29 protein-coding genes are annotated in these 16,368 nt (G+C 66.4%); all 29 read left to right on the top strand.

All coding sequences use genetic code 11. The features are described 5' to 3' along the window. Positions 1-61: 61 nt before the first annotated feature. The 29 genes from rpsJ to AC067N_RS22065 all read left to right on the top strand — a co-directional run bounded on the left by rpsJ (position 62) and on the right by AC067N_RS22065 (position 16,250). A complete protein-coding gene (rpsJ, locus tag AC067N_RS22205) occupies positions 62-370 on the top strand; it encodes a 30S ribosomal protein S10 (protein WP_003948644.1) in 309 nt (102 codons plus the stop codon). Positions 371-386: 16 nt separating this feature from the next. Next, positions 387-1,031: a 50S ribosomal protein L3 gene (gene rplC / locus AC067N_RS22200; RefSeq protein WP_103781446.1), complete on the top strand. Its 645-nt coding sequence runs from the start codon at positions 387-389 to the stop codon at positions 1,029-1,031. A 7-nt stretch (positions 1,032-1,038) separates the two neighbouring features. Further along, on the top strand, positions 1,039-1,698 hold the full coding sequence (gene rplD, locus AC067N_RS22195; protein ID WP_478680588.1) for a 50S ribosomal protein L4: 660 nt from the start codon (positions 1,039-1,041) through the stop codon (positions 1,696-1,698). Then, on the top strand, positions 1,698-2,117 hold the full coding sequence (rplW, locus tag AC067N_RS22190) for a 50S ribosomal protein L23 (protein WP_468074815.1): 420 nt from the start codon (positions 1,698-1,700) through the stop codon (positions 2,115-2,117). The genes rplD and rplW overlap by 1 nt, the downstream gene beginning before the upstream one ends. A gap of 49 nt (positions 2,118-2,166) precedes the next feature. Then, positions 2,167-3,003: a 50S ribosomal protein L2 gene (gene rplB, locus AC067N_RS22185; protein WP_055517283.1), complete on the top strand. Its 837-nt coding sequence runs from the start codon at positions 2,167-2,169 to the stop codon at positions 3,001-3,003. A gap of 12 nt (positions 3,004-3,015) precedes the next feature. Further along, positions 3,016-3,297 (top strand): 30S ribosomal protein S19, encoded by a 282-nt coding sequence (gene rpsS / locus AC067N_RS22180; protein ID WP_004984529.1) that lies wholly within the window; start codon positions 3,016-3,018, stop codon positions 3,295-3,297. Positions 3,298-3,340: 43 nt separating this feature from the next. Beyond that, positions 3,341-3,688, top strand: coding sequence for a 50S ribosomal protein L22 (rplV, locus tag AC067N_RS22175; protein WP_009327087.1), 348 nt, complete (start codon positions 3,341-3,343; stop codon positions 3,686-3,688). After that, positions 3,688-4,509, top strand: a complete 822-nt coding sequence (gene rpsC, locus AC067N_RS22170) for a 30S ribosomal protein S3 (RefSeq protein ID WP_055710748.1) — start codon at positions 3,688-3,690, stop codon at positions 4,507-4,509. Before rplV ends, rpsC begins: the two co-directional genes overlap by 1 nt. 5 nt (positions 4,510-4,514) lie before the next feature. Further along, complete coding sequence (gene rplP / locus AC067N_RS22165) at positions 4,515-4,934, top strand: 50S ribosomal protein L16 (protein ID WP_046732372.1); 420 nt, start codon at positions 4,515-4,517, stop codon at positions 4,932-4,934. Continuing rightward, entirely contained in the window at positions 4,934-5,158 is a 225-nt protein-coding gene (gene rpmC, locus AC067N_RS22160; RefSeq protein WP_007494763.1) for a 50S ribosomal protein L29, read from the top strand. The genes rplP and rpmC overlap by 1 nt, the downstream gene beginning before the upstream one ends. Continuing rightward, on the top strand, positions 5,158-5,445 hold the full coding sequence (gene rpsQ, locus AC067N_RS22155) for a 30S ribosomal protein S17 (RefSeq protein ID WP_006130775.1): 288 nt from the start codon (positions 5,158-5,160) through the stop codon (positions 5,443-5,445). Before rpmC ends, rpsQ begins: the two co-directional genes overlap by 1 nt. A 173-nt stretch (positions 5,446-5,618) precedes the next feature. Then, positions 5,619-5,987: a 50S ribosomal protein L14 gene (rplN, locus tag AC067N_RS22150; RefSeq protein WP_003998823.1), complete on the top strand. Its 369-nt coding sequence runs from the start codon at positions 5,619-5,621 to the stop codon at positions 5,985-5,987. 2 nt (positions 5,988-5,989) lie between these two features. Then, the gene (gene rplX / locus AC067N_RS22145) at positions 5,990-6,313 is read left to right on the top strand and encodes a 50S ribosomal protein L24 (RefSeq protein WP_055517275.1); all 324 of its coding nucleotides are present in this window, start codon (positions 5,990-5,992) and stop codon (positions 6,311-6,313) included. Continuing rightward, a complete protein-coding gene (gene rplE, locus AC067N_RS22140) occupies positions 6,313-6,870 on the top strand; it encodes a 50S ribosomal protein L5 (protein WP_020135807.1) in 558 nt (185 codons plus the stop codon). Before rplX ends, rplE begins: the two co-directional genes overlap by 1 nt. A gap of 5 nt (positions 6,871-6,875) precedes the next feature. Continuing rightward, a complete protein-coding gene (locus AC067N_RS22135) occupies positions 6,876-7,061 on the top strand; it encodes a type Z 30S ribosomal protein S14 (protein WP_049567381.1) in 186 nt (61 codons plus the stop codon). A gap of 213 nt (positions 7,062-7,274) precedes the next feature. After that, positions 7,275-7,673: a 30S ribosomal protein S8 gene (gene rpsH / locus AC067N_RS22130; protein ID WP_007384075.1), complete on the top strand. Its 399-nt coding sequence runs from the start codon at positions 7,275-7,277 to the stop codon at positions 7,671-7,673. Between the two features lie 24 nt (positions 7,674-7,697). Then, positions 7,698-8,237 (top strand): 50S ribosomal protein L6, encoded by a 540-nt coding sequence (rplF, locus tag AC067N_RS22125; protein ID WP_055517273.1) that lies wholly within the window; start codon positions 7,698-7,700, stop codon positions 8,235-8,237. A gap of 3 nt (positions 8,238-8,240) precedes the next feature. Next, positions 8,241-8,624, top strand: a complete 384-nt coding sequence (gene rplR, locus AC067N_RS22120) for a 50S ribosomal protein L18 (RefSeq protein WP_478680587.1) — start codon at positions 8,241-8,243, stop codon at positions 8,622-8,624. A 39-nt stretch (positions 8,625-8,663) separates the two neighbouring features. After that, positions 8,664-9,269: a 30S ribosomal protein S5 gene (gene rpsE / locus AC067N_RS22115; protein ID WP_004984517.1), complete on the top strand. Its 606-nt coding sequence runs from the start codon at positions 8,664-8,666 to the stop codon at positions 9,267-9,269. Positions 9,270-9,271: 2 nt separating this feature from the next. Next, positions 9,272-9,454: a 50S ribosomal protein L30 gene (gene rpmD / locus AC067N_RS22110; protein WP_003974250.1), complete on the top strand. Its 183-nt coding sequence runs from the start codon at positions 9,272-9,274 to the stop codon at positions 9,452-9,454. A gap of 2 nt (positions 9,455-9,456) precedes the next feature. Next, on the top strand, positions 9,457-9,912 hold the full coding sequence (gene rplO / locus AC067N_RS22105; protein WP_184591439.1) for a 50S ribosomal protein L15: 456 nt from the start codon (positions 9,457-9,459) through the stop codon (positions 9,910-9,912). A 525-nt stretch (positions 9,913-10,437) separates the two neighbouring features. After that, a complete protein-coding gene (gene secY, locus AC067N_RS22100) occupies positions 10,438-11,751 on the top strand; it encodes a preprotein translocase subunit SecY (RefSeq protein ID WP_478680586.1) in 1,314 nt (437 codons plus the stop codon). Further along, the gene (locus tag AC067N_RS22095; protein WP_478680585.1) at positions 11,751-12,413 is read left to right on the top strand and encodes an adenylate kinase; all 663 of its coding nucleotides are present in this window, start codon (positions 11,751-11,753) and stop codon (positions 12,411-12,413) included. The genes secY and AC067N_RS22095 overlap by 1 nt, the downstream gene beginning before the upstream one ends. A gap of 133 nt (positions 12,414-12,546) precedes the next feature. Next, complete coding sequence (gene map / locus AC067N_RS22090) at positions 12,547-13,383, top strand: type I methionyl aminopeptidase (protein WP_478680584.1); 837 nt, start codon at positions 12,547-12,549, stop codon at positions 13,381-13,383. A 238-nt stretch (positions 13,384-13,621) separates the two neighbouring features. Further along, positions 13,622-13,843 (top strand): translation initiation factor IF-1, encoded by a 222-nt coding sequence (gene infA, locus AC067N_RS22085; protein WP_003948620.1) that lies wholly within the window; start codon positions 13,622-13,624, stop codon positions 13,841-13,843. 70 nt (positions 13,844-13,913) lie between these two features. After that, positions 13,914-14,027: a 50S ribosomal protein L36 gene (rpmJ, locus tag AC067N_RS22080; protein WP_003998809.1), complete on the top strand. Its 114-nt coding sequence runs from the start codon at positions 13,914-13,916 to the stop codon at positions 14,025-14,027. Between the two features lie 196 nt (positions 14,028-14,223). Continuing rightward, positions 14,224-14,604, top strand: coding sequence for a 30S ribosomal protein S13 (gene rpsM / locus AC067N_RS22075; protein ID WP_030571236.1), 381 nt, complete (start codon positions 14,224-14,226; stop codon positions 14,602-14,604). A 66-nt stretch (positions 14,605-14,670) separates the two neighbouring features. Further along, complete coding sequence (gene rpsK / locus AC067N_RS22070) at positions 14,671-15,075, top strand: 30S ribosomal protein S11 (RefSeq protein ID WP_003956432.1); 405 nt, start codon at positions 14,671-14,673, stop codon at positions 15,073-15,075. Between the two features lie 152 nt (positions 15,076-15,227). Next, complete coding sequence (locus tag AC067N_RS22065; protein WP_003966937.1) at positions 15,228-16,250, top strand: DNA-directed RNA polymerase subunit alpha; 1,023 nt, start codon at positions 15,228-15,230, stop codon at positions 16,248-16,250. Positions 16,251-16,368 lie beyond the last annotated feature (118 nt).

Below are 16,368 nucleotides of genomic sequence, written 5' to 3'. Positions count from 1 at the left end.
GAGGACGGGACTGGGAACACCGGGTTCCAGAGCGTTAGAGAGACAGGACTACTGAGTAGCCATGGCGGGACAGAAGATCCGCATCCGGCTCAAGGCCTACGACCACGAGGTCATCGACTCCTCGGCGAAGAAGATCGTCGAGACGGTGACCCGCACTGGTGCGTCGGTCGCGGGCCCGGTGCCGCTGCCCACTGAGAAGAACGTGTACTGCGTCATCAAGTCGCCGCACAAGTACAAGGACTCGCGCGAGCACTTCGAGATGCGCACGCACAAGCGCCTGATCGACATTCTCGACCCCACCCCCAAGACCGTTGACTCTCTGATGCGACTCGACCTCCCGGCCGGTGTCGACATCGAGATCAAGCTCTGAGGGCGGTGATCTGAGAATGGCTAAGCAGATCAAGGGCATCCTGGGCGAGAAGCTCGGCATGACGCAGGTGTGGGACGAGAACAACCGTGTTGTTCCGGTCACCGTCGTCAAGGCCGGCCCCAACGTCGTGACCCAGGTTCGTACCAACGACGTCGACGGCTACGAGTCGGTCCAGATCGCCTTCGGCGAGATCGACCCGCGCAAGGTGAACAAGCCCCTCAAGGGCCACTTCGCCAAGGCCGACGTCACCCCCCGTCGCCACCTCGTCGAGATCCGCACCGCGGACGCCTCCGAGTACACGCTGGGCCAGGAGATCACCGCTGAGGTGTTCGAGGCCGGCGTGAAGGTCGACGTCACCGGCAAGAGCAAGGGCAAGGGCTTCGCCGGTGTCATGAAGCGTCACAACTTCGGTGGCCTCGGCGCCGGTCACGGCACCCAGCGCAAGCACCGCTCGCCCGGTTCCATCGGTGGCTGCGCCACCCCGGGCCGTGTGTTCAAGGGCCTCCGCATGGCGGGTCGCATGGGCAACGAGCGGGTCACCACCCAGAACCTGACCGTCCACGCCGTTGACGCGGAGAAGGGTCTGCTGCTCATCAAGGGCGCGGTTCCCGGTCCGAACGGCGGCCTCGTCCTGGTCCGCACCGCGGCCAAGGGGGCCTGAGGTACCGATGAGCACTGTTGACATCCTTTCGCCTGCCGGCGAGAAGACCGGAAGCGTCGAGCTCCCCGCGGAGATCTTCGGCGTGGAGAAGGTCAGCATCCCGCTGATCCACCAGGTCGTCGTCGCGCAGAACGCGGCTGCCCGTCAGGGCACGCACAAGACCAAGACCCGCGGCGAGGTTCGTGGTGGCGGTAAGAAGCCTTACCGTCAGAAGGGCACCGGCCGTGCGCGCCAGGGCTCGACCCGCGCGCCCCAGTTCGCCGGTGGTGGCGTCGTCCACGGCCCGCAGCCGCGTGACTACTCGCAGCGGACCCCGAAGAAGATGAAGGCCGCGGCCCTGCGCCACGCCCTCACCGACCGGGCCCGCCACAACCGCATCCACGTCGTCTCCGGCGTGATCGAGGGCGAGAACCCGTCCACCAAGGCCGCCAGGAGCCTGTTCGGCAAGATCTCGGAGCGCAAGAACCTGCTCCTGGTCGCCGAGCGCTCCGACGAGGCCGCGTGGCTCTCCGCCCGTAACCTGCCCCAGGTCCACATCCTGGAGCCGGGCCAGCTGAACACGTACGACGTGATCGTCTCGGACGACGTGGTCTTCACCCAGGCCGCTCTTGAGTCCTTCGTGTCCGGCCCGAACAAGGCCAACGACACCGAAGGGAGCGAGGCCTGATGGCTACGCGTCACCCGAGCATCGCCTCCAAGGCTGCGAAGGCCGCCAAGGCCGCGCGCGTCGCCAAGGCGCGCCGCCACGCCACCGAGGGCAAGAACACCGTCGTCACCCCGGCGAGCAAGGCGTACACGGACCCCCGTGACGTCCTGATCAAGCCGGTCGTGTCCGAGAAGAGCTACGCGCTCCTCGACGAGAACAAGTACACGTTCATCGTCGACCCGCGGGCCAACAAGACCCAGATCAAGGAGGCCGTGCAGTCGGTCTTCTCGGTCAAGGTCACCGGGGTCAACACGATCAACCGCCAGGGCAAGCGCAAGCGGACCCGCACGGGCTTCGGCAAGCGTGCCGACAGCAAGCGCGCGATCGTGACCCTCGCTGAGGGCGACCGTATCGACATCTTCGGCGGTCCGACCGCGTAAGCGGGTCGGAGCGTCCAGATAATCGGAAACTTCCGAGGACTGAGAGACAATGGGTATCCGCAAGTACAAGCCGACTACGCCGGGCCGCCGTGGCTCCAGCGTCGCCGACTTCGTCGAGATCACGCGGTCCACGCCGGAGAAGTCGCTGGTCCGCCCCCTGCACAGCAAGGGCGGCCGTAACAACGCCGGTCGTGTGACCGTTCGCCACCAGGGTGGCGGACACAAGCGCGCCTACCGAGTGATCGACTTCCGTCGTCACGACAAGGACGGCGTGCCGGCGAAGGTCGCGCACATCGAGTACGACCCCAACCGCACCGCGCGCATCGCGCTGCTGCACTACGCCGACGGCGAGAAGCGCTACATCCTCGCCCCGCGCAACCTGCAGCAGGGTGACCGCGTCGAGAACGGTCCCGGGGCCGACATCAAGCCGGGCAACAACCTGGCCCTCCGCAACATCCCGGTCGGTACCACGATCCACGCGATCGAGCTCCGTCCCGGTGGCGGTGCCAAGTTCGCCCGCTCCGCCGGTGCCTCCGTGCAGCTGCTCGCGAAGGAGGGCGCCTACGCCCACCTCCGCATGCCCTCCGGTGAGATCCGCCTGGTCGACGTGCGCTGCCGCGCCACCGTCGGCGAGGTCGGCAACGCCGAGCAGAGCAACATCAACTGGGGCAAGGCCGGCCGCAAGCGCTGGCTGGGCGTCCGCCCGACCGTTCGCGGTGTGGCGATGAACCCGGTTGACCACCCCCACGGTGGTGGTGAGGGCAAGACCTCCGGTGGTCGCCACCCGGTCAGCCCCTGGGGTCAGAAGGAAGGTCGTACTCGTTCGCCCAAGAAGGCGTCGAACAAGTACATCGTCCGCCGCCGCAAGACGAACAAGAAGCGCTAGGAGCGGGTTTAGATGCCGCGCAGTCTCAAGAAGGGGCCCTTCGTCGACGACCACCTGATCAAGAAGGTGGACGCCCAGAACGAAGCCGGCACCAAGAACGTCATCAAGACCTGGTCCCGTCGCTCGATGATCGTCCCGGCCATGCTCGGCCACACGATCGCGGTGCACAACGGCAAGACCCACATCCCGGTGTTCGTCACCGAGTCGATGGTCGGCCACAAGCTCGGCGAGTTCTCGCCGACGCGCACCTTCCGGGGTCACGTCAAGGAAGACCGGAAGTCGAAGCGCCGCTAGTAGCGGATCGCATTCAGACACGTAAGTAACTGAAGGGACAACCATGGAAGCCAGGGCCCAGGCGCGGTACATCCGCGTCACGCCCATGAAGGCCCGCCGCGTGGTGGACCTTATCCGTGGCATGGACGCCACGGAGGCTCAGGCGGTCCTGCGATTCGCTCCGCAGGCCGCCTCCGTGCCCGTCGGCAAGGTGCTCGACAGCGCCATTGCCAACGCCGCGCACAACTACGACCACACGGACGCCTCTTCGCTGTTCATCAGCGAGGCGTACGTCGACGAGGGTCCGACCCTGAAGCGGTTCCGTCCGCGCGCCCAGGGCCGTGCCTACCGGATCCGCAAGCGGACCAGCCACATCACTGTGGTCGTCAGCAGCAAGGAAGGAACCCGGTAATGGGCCAGAAGGTTAACCCGCATGGGTTCCGGCTCGGTGTCACCACGGACTTCAAGTCCCGGTGGTACGCCGACAAGCTGTACAAGGACTACGTCAAGGAAGACGTCGCCATCCGTCGGATGCTGACGTCCGGCATGGAGCGCGCCGGTATCTCCAAGGTGGAGATCGAGCGCACCCGTGACCGTGTCCGCGTCGACATCCACACCGCGCGTCCGGGCATCGTCATCGGCCGCCGCGGCGCGGAGGCCGACAAGATCCGCGGTCAGCTGGAGAAGCTGACGGGCAAGCAGGTCCAGCTGAACATCCTCGAGGTCAAGAACCCCGAGACCGATGCTCAGCTGGTTGCTCAGGCCGTCGCCGAGCAGCTGTCCTCCCGCGTCTCCTTCCGTCGGGCCATGCGCAAGAGCATGCAGTCCGCCATGAAGGCCGGCGCCAAGGGCATCAAGATCCAGTGCGGTGGCCGCCTCGGCGGCGCCGAGATGTCCCGCTCGGAGTTCTACCGCGAGGGCCGCGTGCCCCTGCACACGCTCCGCGCGAACGTGGACTACGGCTTCTTCGAGGCCAAGACGACCTTCGGCCGCATCGGTGTGAAGGTCTGGATCTACAAGGGCGACGTCAAGAACATCGCCGAGGTCCGCGCCGAGAACGCCGCTGCCCGTGCGGGTAACCGCCCGGCCCGCGGCGGTGCCGACCGCCCGGCCCGTGGTGGCCGCGGTGGCGAGCGGCGCGGTCGCAAGCCGCAGCAGGCTGCCGGCGCCGAGGCCCCCAAGGCCGAGGCCCCCGTGGCTGCTCCGGCTGAGAGCACCGGAACGGAGGCCTGACCGACATGCTGATCCCCCGTAGGGTCAAGCACCGCAAGCAGCACCACCCCAAGCGCGACGGCGCTGCCAAGGGTGGCACGCAGGTTGCGTTCGGCGAGTACGGCATCCAGGCGCTCACCCCGGCGTATGTGACGAACCGTCAGATCGAGGCCGCTCGTATCGCCATGACGCGTCACATCAAGCGTGGTGGCAAGGTCTGGATCAACATCTACCCGGACCGTCCCCTCACCAAGAAGCCTGCCGAGACCCGCATGGGTTCCGGTAAGGGTTCCCCGGAGTGGTGGATCGCCAACGTCAAGCCCGGACGCGTGATGTTCGAGCTGTCGTACCCCAACGAGAAGATCGCCCGTGAGGCCCTGACTCGCGCCGCTCACAAGCTGCCGATGAAGTGCCGGATCGTCAAGCGCGAGGCAGGTGAAGCGTGATGTCGGCCGGTACCAAGGCGTCCGAGCTGCGCGAGCTGGGCAACGAGGAGCTTCTGGCGAAGCTCCGCGAGGCCAAGGAAGAGCTGTTCAACCTCCGCTTCCAGGCGGCGACCGGACAGCTCGAGAACCACGGCCGTCTGAAGGCGGTCCGCAAGGACATCGCGCGGATCTACACCCTGATGCGCGAGCGTGAGCTGGGCATCGAAACGGTGGAGAACGCCTGATGAGCGAGAACAACGTGACTGAGACGAACACTGAGGCGCGGGGCTTCCGCAAGACCCGTGAGGGCATCGTCGTCAGCGACAAGATGGACAAGACCGTCGTCGTCGCCGTCGAGGACCGCAAGAAGCACGCCCTGTACGGCAAGGTCATCCGCAGCACGAGCAAGCTCAAGGCGCACGACGAGCAGAACGCCGCCGGCGTCGGCGACCGTGTCCTCCTGATGGAGACCCGGCCGCTGTCCGCCACCAAGCACTGGCGCGTCGTCGAGATCCTCGAGAAGGCGAAGTAATCAAGCGGGGGTCCTGCCCCCGCTGACCCCCGCCGGGGCTCCGTCCCGGACCCCGGCGTGGGTTCTCGCCCGAAGAGGCGCAAGTAATTCCTGCGGGGTAAATCCGCAGGACGGTTCCGCCAGGCTCTCCGGTCAACTCCCGGAGGGAACCGGCAGACAATCAGGAGATAGACGTGATCCAGCAGGAGTCGCGACTGCGCGTCGCCGACAACACTGGTGCGAAGGAAATCCTTTGCATCCGTGTGCTCGGTGGCTCCGGTCGCCGCTACGCGGGCATCGGTGACGTCATCGTCGCCACCGTCAAGGACGCGATCCCCGGTGGCAACGTGAAGAAGGGTGACGTCGTCAAGGCGGTCATCGTTCGCACCGTCAAGGAGCGCCGCCGTCCGGACGGCTCGTACATCCGCTTCGACGAGAACGCCGCCGTCATTCTGAAGAACGACGGCGACCCTCGCGGCACCCGTATCTTCGGCCCCGTCGGCCGTGAGCTGCGCGAGAAGAAGTTCATGAAGATCATCTCGCTCGCGCCGGAGGTGCTGTAAGCATGAAGATCAAGAAGGGCGACCTGGTCCAGGTCATCACCGGTAAGGACAAGGGCAAGCAGGGCAAGGTCATCGCGGCCTTCCCCCGCGAGGACCGTGTCCTGGTCGAGGGTGTCAACCGGGTCAAGAAGCACACCAAGGCCGGCCCGACCGCCAAGGGTTCGCAGGCCGGTGGCATCGTCACGACCGAGGCCCCGATTCACGTGAGCAACGTTCAGCTCGTCGTGGAGAAGGACGGCAAGAAGGTCGTCACGCGTGTCGGTTACCGCTTCGACGACGAAGGCAACAAGATCCGCGTTGCCAAGCGGACGGGTGAGGACATCTGATGGCGACCACCACCACTCCGCGTCTGAAGACGAAGTACCGCGAGGAGATCGCGGGCAAGCTGCGTGACGAGTTCAAGTACGAGAACGTCATGCAGATCCCCGGCCTCGTCAAGATCGTGGTCAACATGGGTGTGGGCGACGCCGCCCGCGACTCCAAGCTGATCGAGGGCGCCATCCGCGACCTCACCACGATCACCGGTCAGAAGCCGGCCGTCACCAAGGCCCGCAAGTCCATCGCGCAGTTCAAGCTGCGTGAGGGCCAGCCGATCGGTGCCCACGTCACGCTCCGTGGCGACCGCATGTGGGAGTTCCTGGACCGCACCCTGTCGCTCGCGCTCCCGCGCATCCGCGACTTCCGTGGTCTGTCCCCCAAGCAGTTCGACGGCCGTGGCAACTACACCTTCGGTCTCACGGAGCAGGTCATGTTCCACGAGATCGACCAGGACAAGATCGACCGCACCCGGGGTATGGACATCACCGTGGTGACCACGGCGACCAACGACGCTGAGGGCCGCGCGCTCCTTCGTCACCTCGGCTTCCCCTTCAAGGAGGCGTGAGCGAGATGGCGAAGAAGGCTCTGATCGCGAAGGCTGCCCGTAAGCCGAAGTTCGCCGTGCGCGGCTACACCCGCTGCCAGCGGTGTGGCCGTCCGCACTCCGTGTACCGCAAGTTCGGCCTGTGCCGCGTGTGCCTCCGTGAGATGGCTCACCGTGGCGAGCTGCCGGGCGTGACCAAGAGCTCCTGGTAATCCCAGCTTTTAGGGATTCCGGAAGCTCTCGGTAAGCACTGGGCGTGTCAGGCGCCCTCCCCTCCATGGCTTAGGCTGGGAGGGTTGGGCGCCTGATGGTCGCCCGTACGACTTACTACGCCGTAGGTCCACCGCACCGCACCCGCCTCGTCTCGGATCGAGGAGAGGGATGGGCACCTGGAAACCCCGGCGAGAGAGGCCGAAGGCCAATTCATGACCATGACTGATCCGATCGCAGACATGCTTACGCGTCTGCGGAACGCGAACTCGGCATACCACGACTCCGTGACGATGCCGGCATCGAAGATCAAGTCCCACATCGCGGAGATCCTCCAGCAGGAGGGCTTCATCACGGGCTGGAAGGTCGAGGACGCCGAGGTCGGCAAGAACCTCGTCCTGGAGCTGAAGTTCGGCCCCAACCGTGAGCGCTCCATCGCGGGCATCAAGCGGATCTCCAAGCCCGGTCTCCGGGTGTACGCGAAGTCCACCAACCTGCCGAAGGTGCTCGGCGGCCTCGGCGTGGCGATCATCTCCACGTCGCACGGGCTCCTCACCGACAAGCAGGCCGGCAAGAAGGGCGTAGGCGGAGAAGTCCTCGCCTACGTCTGGTAGCGGAAGGGAACGGAGGAAACAGCTATGTCGCGCATTGGCAAGCTCCCCATCACGGTTCCCGCCGGCGTGGACGTCACCATCGACGGCCAGACGGTCTCGGTCAAGGGCCCCAAGGGCACGCTGACCCACACCGTCGTGGCGCCGATCGAGATCGCCAAGGGTGAGGACGGCGTCCTGAACGTCACCCGCCCCAACGACGAGCGTCAGAGCAAGGCCCTGCACGGCCTGTCCCGCACGCTGGTGGCGAACATGATCACCGGCGTGACCCAGGGTTACGTGAAGAAGCTCGAGATCAGCGGTGTCGGTTACCGCGTGCAGGCCAAGGGTTCGAACCTCGAGTTCGCGCTCGGCTACAGCCACCCGATCACCGTCGAGGCGCCCGAGGGAATCACCTTCAAGGTGGAGACCCCGACCCGCTTCCAGGTCGAGGGCATCGACAAGCAGAAGGTCGGCGAGGTTGCGGCCAACATCCGCAAGCTGCGCAAGCCCGACCCGTACAAGGCCAAGGGCGTCAAGTACGAGGGCGAAGTCATCCGCCGCAAGGTCGGAAAGGCGGGTAAGTAAGCCATGGCATACGGCACGAAGATCGCTAAGGGCGACGCTTACAAGCGTGCTGCCATCAAGCGGCGCCACATCCGTATCCGTAAGAAGGTCAACGGTACGGCTGAGCGTCCCCGCCTGGTCGTGACCCGCTCGAACCGCCACATCGTGGCCCAGGTGATCGACGACCTCAAGGGTCACACCCTTGCGTCGGCGTCCACCCTGGACTCGTCCATCCGTGGCGGCGACGACGACAAGTCGGCGCAGGCCGGCAAGGTCGGCGCCCTGGTCGCCGAGCGTGCCAAGGCCGCTGGTGTCGAGGCCGTCGTGTTCGACCGTGGTGGTAACCGGTACGCGGGTCGCATCGCGGCCCTGGCCGACGCCGCCCGCGAGGCCGGGCTCAAGTTCTGAGCTCGCTGCGTAGCTAGCGGAAAGAGAGAGGTAAATCCAATGGCTGGACCCCAGCGCCGCGGTGGCGGTGCCGGTGGCGGCGAGCGGCGGGACCGGAAGGGCCGTGACGGCGGCGCAGCTGCCGCCGAGAAGACCGCGTACGTTGAGCGCGTCGTCGCGATCAACCGCGTCGCCAAGGTTGTGAAGGGTGGTCGTCGCTTCAGCTTCACCGCGCTGGTCGTGGTGGGCGACGGTGACGGCACCGTGGGTGTCGGTTACGGCAAGGCCAAGGAGGTGCCGGCCGCCATCGCCAAGGGCGTTGAGGAGGCCAAGAAGCACTTCTTCAAGGTCCCCCGTATCCAGGGCACCATCCCGCACCCCATCCAGGGTGAGAAGGCTGCCGGCGTCGTGCTGCTCAAGCCCGCGTCCCCGGGTACCGGTGTTATCGCCGGTGGTCCGGTGCGCGCCGTGCTCGAGTGCGCCGGTATCCACGACGTGCTGTCGAAGTCGCTCGGCTCCGACAACGCGATCAACATCGTGCACGCGACCGTGGAGGCCCTCAAGGGCCTGCAGCGTCCCGAGGAGATCGCGGCCCGCCGTGGTCTGCCCCTCGAGGACGTCGCCCCCGCGGCTCTGCTCCGTGCGCGTGCCGGGGCGGGTGTGTGATCATGGCGCAGCTCAAGATCACGCAGGTCAAGTCCTACATCGGCAGCAAGCAGAACCACCGTGACACCCTGCGCTCCCTTGGTCTCAAGGGCATCAACACGCAGGTCGTCAAGGAGGACCGCCCCGAGTTCCGCGGCATGGTGCACACCGTCCGCCACCTCGTGACGGTCGAGGAGGTCGACTGATCATGGCGGAGAACAACCCGCTCAAGATCCACAACCTCCGTCCCGCCCCCGGTGCCAAGACCGCCAAGACCCGTGTCGGTCGTGGTGAGGCCTCGAAGGGTAAGACGGCCGGTCGTGGTACCAAGGGCACGAAGGCCCGCTACCAGGTTCCGGAGCGCTTCGAGGGTGGCCAGATGCCCCTCCACATGCGTCTCCCGAAGCTGAAGGGCTTCAAGAACCCCTTCAAGACCGAGTTCCAGGTCGTGAACCTGGACAAGCTCGCCGCCCTCTACCCCGAGGGTGGGGAGGTCACCGTTGCCGACCTGGTCGCCAAGGGTGCCGTCCGCAAGAACAGCCTCGTCAAGGTCCTCGGCCAGGGCGAGATCTCCGTGGCGCTGCAGGTGACGGTCGACGCCGTCTCCGGCTCCGCCAAGGAGAAGATCACCGCCGCCGGCGGCAGCGTCACCGAGCTCGTCTGAGCCCGGGCGGCCGCGCCGCGCAGCACATACGAAGGCCGGGTGGTTCCCCTCACGGGGGAGCCGCTCGGCCTTCGGCGTTCACTCGCCGCGAAATGGCGGCCGACGGAGCCCCCGGCCCCGCCCCGCCGGGAACCCTGCCGCACGGGGATTCGTCGTACACCGTGGTGACTGTGCGGTAGCTTTCCGCGCGCCTGCCACGGAGTCCGCCACGCCCTGTGTGCCGGTTCGTCCCATTCGCCGCCGTGGTCGACGGCGAGGGGAGGGGCTCTGCGGTCGATCCCGTTCGGCGTACGGGACTCGAACGTGTGACGGGATCTGGTGGATGGCGGGTGACCGCGAATTGCTTGCAGGGCAAGCGAACTTCACCTGGCTGCACAGGCACTGTTAGAGTCCGTGAGGTCCACCTGTGCCCGCGCGAGGAATGCCGTTCGGTGTCGGGGTGGTAGAAAACATCGTTCGGCCCACCGGGCCCTGTTGAAACGACTAGTCCCTACCGCGCGCGTCGCGGGGGTCGCAGGAGGAACCGTGCTCACCGCGTTCGCCCGGGCGTTCAAGACGCCCGACCTGCGCAAGAAGCTGCTCTTCACGCTCGGCATCATCGTGATCTACCGGATCGGTACGCACGTCCCGATCCCCGGCGTCGACTACAGCGCGGTCCAGTTCTGCGTCGATGCCACGAAGACCAACTCGGGGATCTTCGGGCTGGTCAACATGTTCAGTGGTGGTGCGCTGCTGCAGATCACGATCTTCGCGCTCGGCATCATGCCGTACATCACGGCGAGCATCATCCTGCAGCTGCTGACCGTCGTGATCCCGCGCCTCGAAGCCCTCAAGAAGGAGGGTCAGGCCGGTACGGCGAAGATCACGCAGTACACGCGGTACCTGACCGTGGCGCTGGCGATCCTTCAGGGCACCGGTCTCGTGGCGACGGCCCGCAGCGGTTCGCTCTTCCCCGACTGCGCGCAGGCCGGCCAGATCGTGCCGGACCGGTCGATCTACACCACCGTCGTCATGGTCATCACCATGACCGCCGGTACGGCGCTCGTCATGTGGCTGGGTGAGCTCATCACCGACCGCGGCATCGGCAACGGCATGTCGATCCTGATGTTCATCTCGATCGCCGCCACCTTCCCGGCCGCCCTGTGGGCCATCAAGGAGCAGGGCAGCCTGGCGGACGGCTGGATCGAGTTCGCGACGGTCATCGCCGTGGGCTTCGTGATGGTCGCGCTGGTGGTCTTCGTCGAGCAGGCCCAGCGCCGCATCCCGGTGCAGTACGCGAAGCGCATGATCGGCCGCCGGTCCTACGGCGGTACCTCGACGTACATCCCGCTGAAGGTGAACCAGGCGGGTGTGATTCCCGTCATCTTCGCCTCGTCGCTGCTCTACATCCCGGCGCTCATCGTCCAGTTCTCCAACTCCACGGCCGGCTGGGCCGCTTGGATCCAGAAGAACCTGGCGCAGCCGGACGCGCCCGTGCACATCACGATCTACTTCTTCCTGATTGTCTTCTTCGCGTTCTTCTACGTGGCCATCTCGTTCAACCCCGAGGAAGTCGCGGACAACATGAAGAAGTATGGTGGCTTCATCCCGGGCATCCGGGCTGGCCGACCGACCGCTGAGTACCTCTCCTACGTGCTCAACCGGATCACCTGGCCGGGTTCGCTGTACTTGGGTCTGATCGCTCTCGTCCCGACGATGGCGTTGGCTGGTTTCGGGGCAAACCAGAACTTCCCGTTCGGCGGTACCAGCATCCTCATCATCGTGGGTGTGGGTCTGGAGACGGTGAAGCAGATCGAGAGCCAGCTCCAGCAGCGCAATTACGAAGGGTTCCTCCGCTGATGCGAATCGTCCTCGTCGGGCCGCCGGGTGCGGGCAAGGGAACGCAGGCCGCGTTCCTCGCCAAGAACCTGTCCATCCCGCACATCTCCACGGGCGACCTGTTCCGGGCCAACATCAGCAAGCAGACGGAGCTCGGCAAACTCGCGAAGTCCTACATGGACAAGGGCGAGCTGGTGCCGGACGAGGTCACCATCGCGATGGCCAAGGACCGCATGGAGCAGCCGGACGCCGCGGGCGGCTTCCTGCTCGACGGCTTCCCGCGCAACGTCTCGCAGGCCGAGGCGCTGGACGTGACGCTCCAGGAAGAGTCCATGACCCTGGACGCGGTGCTGGACCTGGAGGTCCCCGAGGAAGAGGTCGTCAAGCGGATCGCCGGCCGCCGCATCTGCCGGAACGACTCGGCGCACGTCTTCCACGTCACGTACAAGAAGCCCCGGCAGGACGGCGTGTGCGACGCCTGCGGCGGCGAGCTCTACCAGCGCGACGACGACTCCGAGGAGACCGTCCGCAAGCGCCTGGAGGTCTACCACACCCAGACCGAGCCGATCATCGACTACTACAAGGCCCAGGGCCTCGTGGTGACGATCTCGGCGCTCGGCAAGGTGGAAGAGGTCACCCAGCGCGCGATGGACGCGCTGAAGCGCGAGGACGACGGCAAGTAGCCGTCAGCGGTACGCCGGCCGCGGTGCCCGTCAGGGCGCCGCGGCCGTACTGTTGTACAGGCAACCCCGAGAACGACGAGCCCCAGGCACAGAAGACGCCCCCAGGCGGAGAAGACGGAGAGCGCAGGACCTCATGGTGCAGATCAAGAGCCCCGAGCAGATCGCCAAGATGCGCGAGGCGGGGCTGGTCGTCGCCGCCATCCACGCGGCCACCCGTGAGGCGGCCGTGCCGGGCGCCTCCACGAAGGACCTCGACGACGTGGCCCGCAAGGTGCTCGCGGAGCACGGCGCCAAGTCGAACTTCCTCGGGTACGGCGGCTTCCCCGCGACCATCTGCACATCGGTCAACGAGGTCGTCGTGCACGGCATCCCGAGCGACGACGTCGTCCTGAAGGACGGCGACATCATCTCCATCGACTGCGGCGCCATCGTCGACGGCTGGCACGGGGACGCCGCGTACACGGCGTTCGTGGGCTCCGGCCACGCCCCCGAGCTGATCGAGCTGTCCCGGGTCACCGAGGAGTCCATGTGGGCCGGGATCGCCGCGATGAAGGTGGGGAACCGGCTCGTCGACATCTCCCGCGCCATCGAGACGTACATCCGCCGGCAGCCCAAGCCGGGCGGCGGCAAGTACGGGATCGTCGAGGACTACGGCGGCCACGGCATCGGCACGGAGATGCACATGGACCCGCATCTGCTGAACTACGTCGAGCGGCGGCGCGGAAAGGGGCCCAAGCTGGTGCCCGGCTTCTGCCTGGCGATCGAGCCGATGGTGTCCCTGGGCACGCCGCGGACGGAGGTCCTGTCGGACGACTGGACCGTGGTCACCACGGACGGCACGTGGTCGTCGCACTGGGAGCACTCGGTGGCTCTGACCGAACAGGGTCCGCTGGTGCTGACGGCGCCGGACGGCGGCAAGGCGAAGCTGGCGGAGCACGGCATCACGGCGGCGCCCGACCCGCTCGCCTGACACCCGGCTCGCGCTCCCGGAGCTCCTGACGAGCCGACCTGCCCCGCCCGTTGCGCATATCGCGCCGACGGGCGGGGCATCGTCATGAATGACGGCAGGAGCCAATTCGTCTTTCCGGGTGCGCTGACGTAGACTGACTCGTCGGCTCTCGTGTACCCGCATGTCCGCATGCGCCCGTAAGGGACAAGGGGACGGGAATGCAGGAGTCGATCAAGGTAGTCGATTCGAAGGGCGAAGCGTGGCCAAGAAGCAAGGTGCCATCGAGATCGAGGGCACTGTCGTCGAGTCTCTGCCGAACGCCATGTTCAAGGTCGAGCTCCAGAACGGCCACCAGGTCCTGGCACACATCAGCGGCAAGATGCGTATGCACTACATCCGCATCCTCCCTGACGACCGGGTCGTGGTGGAGCTGTCTCCGTACGACCTGACGCGTGGCCGGATCGTCTACCGCTACAAGTAGATCTTGCCCGCACTCCGTGCCCCGGTCTCCGGGACGCGGGTGATGGCACTGACCCGGAGAACCTCACCCAATGAAGGTCAAGCCGAGCGTCAAGAAGATCTGCGACAAGTGCAGGGTGATCCGCCGTCACGGTCGGGTCATGGTCATCTGCGAGAACCCGCGCCACAAGCAGCGCCAGGGCTGACGCACGTTCGACCGCTCCCTCTGCATCGATATCGCAGGGATTCGCGCGACGCGAGCTGAATATGTTCATACGCAGGGCCCAGGCGCCGAAGGTGTCTGATACCCCCGGTCGGAGGCCGGGGACCCGGTTCGTACCTGGTACGGCGGCCGGGAGCCGGTTCTGCGGAAGACCTCCGAAGATCACCAGGAGCCATTGAATGGCACGCGTTTCCGGTGTTGACATCCCGCGCGACAAGCGCGTGGAGGTCGCCCTCACCTATGTGTTCGGCATCGGCCGGACCCTCTCCCAGCAGACGCTGGCCGAGACCGGCATCGACCCGAACACCCGCGTTCGCGACCTCTCCGAGGAGCAGCTCGTCGCGATTCGTGAGTACGTCGACAACAACATCAAGACCGAGGGTGACCTCCGTCGCGAGATCCAGGCCGACATCCGCCGCAAGGTCGAGATCGGCTGCTACCAGGGTCTCCGTCACCGTCGTGGTCTGCCTGTCCGCGGTCAGCGCACCAGCACCAACGCCCGCACCCGCAAGGGCCCGCGTCGCGCCATCGCCGGTAAGAAGAAGCCGGGCAAGAAGTAGTCCACAGCGGACTTCGCCGTCCAGCGGTCTTCGCTGTAGGACCGACCACCTCCCGTAGGAGTACAGATGCCCCCCAAGGGTCGTCAGGGCGCTGCCAAGAAGGTGCGCCGCAAGGAAAAGAAGAACGTCGCTCACGGCCACGCGCACATCAAGAGCACGTTCAACAACACGATCGTCTCGATCACGGACCCCTCGGGCAACGTGATCTCCTGGGCCTCCGCCGGCCACGTCGGCTTCAAGGGCTCCCGGAAGTCCACGCCGTTCGCCGCGCAGATGGCCGCCGAGTCGGCTGCCCGTCGCGCGCAGGAGCACGGCATGCGCAAGGTCGACGTGTTCGTCAAGGGCCCGGGTTCGGGTCGTGAGACGGCCATCCGTTCGCTGCAGGCGACCGGTCTCGAGGTCGGCTCCATCCAGGACGTCACGCCCACCCCGCACAACGGCTGCCGTCCCCCGAAGCGTCGTCGCGTCTGACCTCGGTCAGCGCTGCGCGGTTCTGGTCTCGGGCGGTACGACCCTTCGGGGGCGTATCGCCCGTACCCTTGCAGTACCCACGCTTTTCACGGGCGTGGTTTCCGTCGGGCGTCAAATAGCGGGCGTCCACGACAGAAGGATCTGATCCACACATGCTGATCGCTCAGCGTCCCTCGTTGACCGAAGAGGTCGTCGACGAGTTCCGCTCCCGGTTCGTGATCGAGCCGCTGGAGCCGGGCTTCGGTTACACCCTCGGCAACTCCCTCCGCCGCACGCTCCTGTCGTCGATCCCGGGTGCGGCGGTCACGTCCATCCGTATCGACGGTGTCCTGCACGAGTTCACCACCGTGCCGGGCGTCAAGGAGGACGTCACCGACCTGATCCTCAACATCAAGCAGCTGGTCGTCTCCTCGGAGCACGACGAGCCGGTCGTGATGTACCTGCGCAAGCAGGGCCCGGGTCTGGTCACCGCCGCCGACATCGCGCCCCCGGCCGGTGTCGAGGTGCACAACCCCGACCTGGTCCTCGCCACGCTCAACGGCAAGGGCAAGCTGGAGATGGAGCTGACGGTCGAGCGCGGCCGCGGTTACGTCTCCGCCGTGCAGAACAAGCAGGTCGGCCAGGAGATCGGCCGTATCCCGGTCGACTCCATCTACTCGCCGGTGCTCAAGGTCACGTACAAGGTCGAGGCGACCCGTGTCGAGCAGCGCACCGACTTCGACAAGCTGATCGTCGACGTCGAGACCAAGCAGGCCATGCGTCCCCGTGACGCCATGGCGTCCGCCGGTAAGACCCTGGTGGAGCTGTTCGGTCTGGCGCGCGAGCTCAACATCGACGCCGAGGGCATCGACATGGGTCCGTCCCCGACGGACGCCGCGCTCGCCGCGGACCTGGCCCTGCCGATCGAGGAGCTGGAGCTCACGGTCCGCTCCTACAACTGCCTCAAGCGCGAGGGCATCCACTCCGTGGGTGAGCTCGTGGCGCGTTCCGAGGCCGACCTGCTCGACATCCGCAACTTCGGTGCGAAGTCGATCGACGAGGTCAAGGCGAAGCTGGCGGGTATGGGCCTGGCGCTCAAGGACTCGCCTCCCGGGTTCGACCCGACCGCCGCGGCCGACGCGTTCGGCGCGGACGACGACGCGGACGCCGGGTTCGTGGAGACCGAGCAGTACTAAGAGCTCGGGCCGAACGGTCCGTACTCGCGTGCGGGTGCGCTGTGGCTTGTCGCGACCACGCGGCGGAGCCGCAGACGTAACACAGCCCCGCGCCCCTTCCAGGCCCCTTCGGGGGCCT

Source organism: Streptomyces sp. NPDC042364 (genome assembly GCF_056437585.1).
Note: the sequence above shows the minus strand (reverse complement) of the source record. Positions and strands in the feature narration are given on the sequence as shown.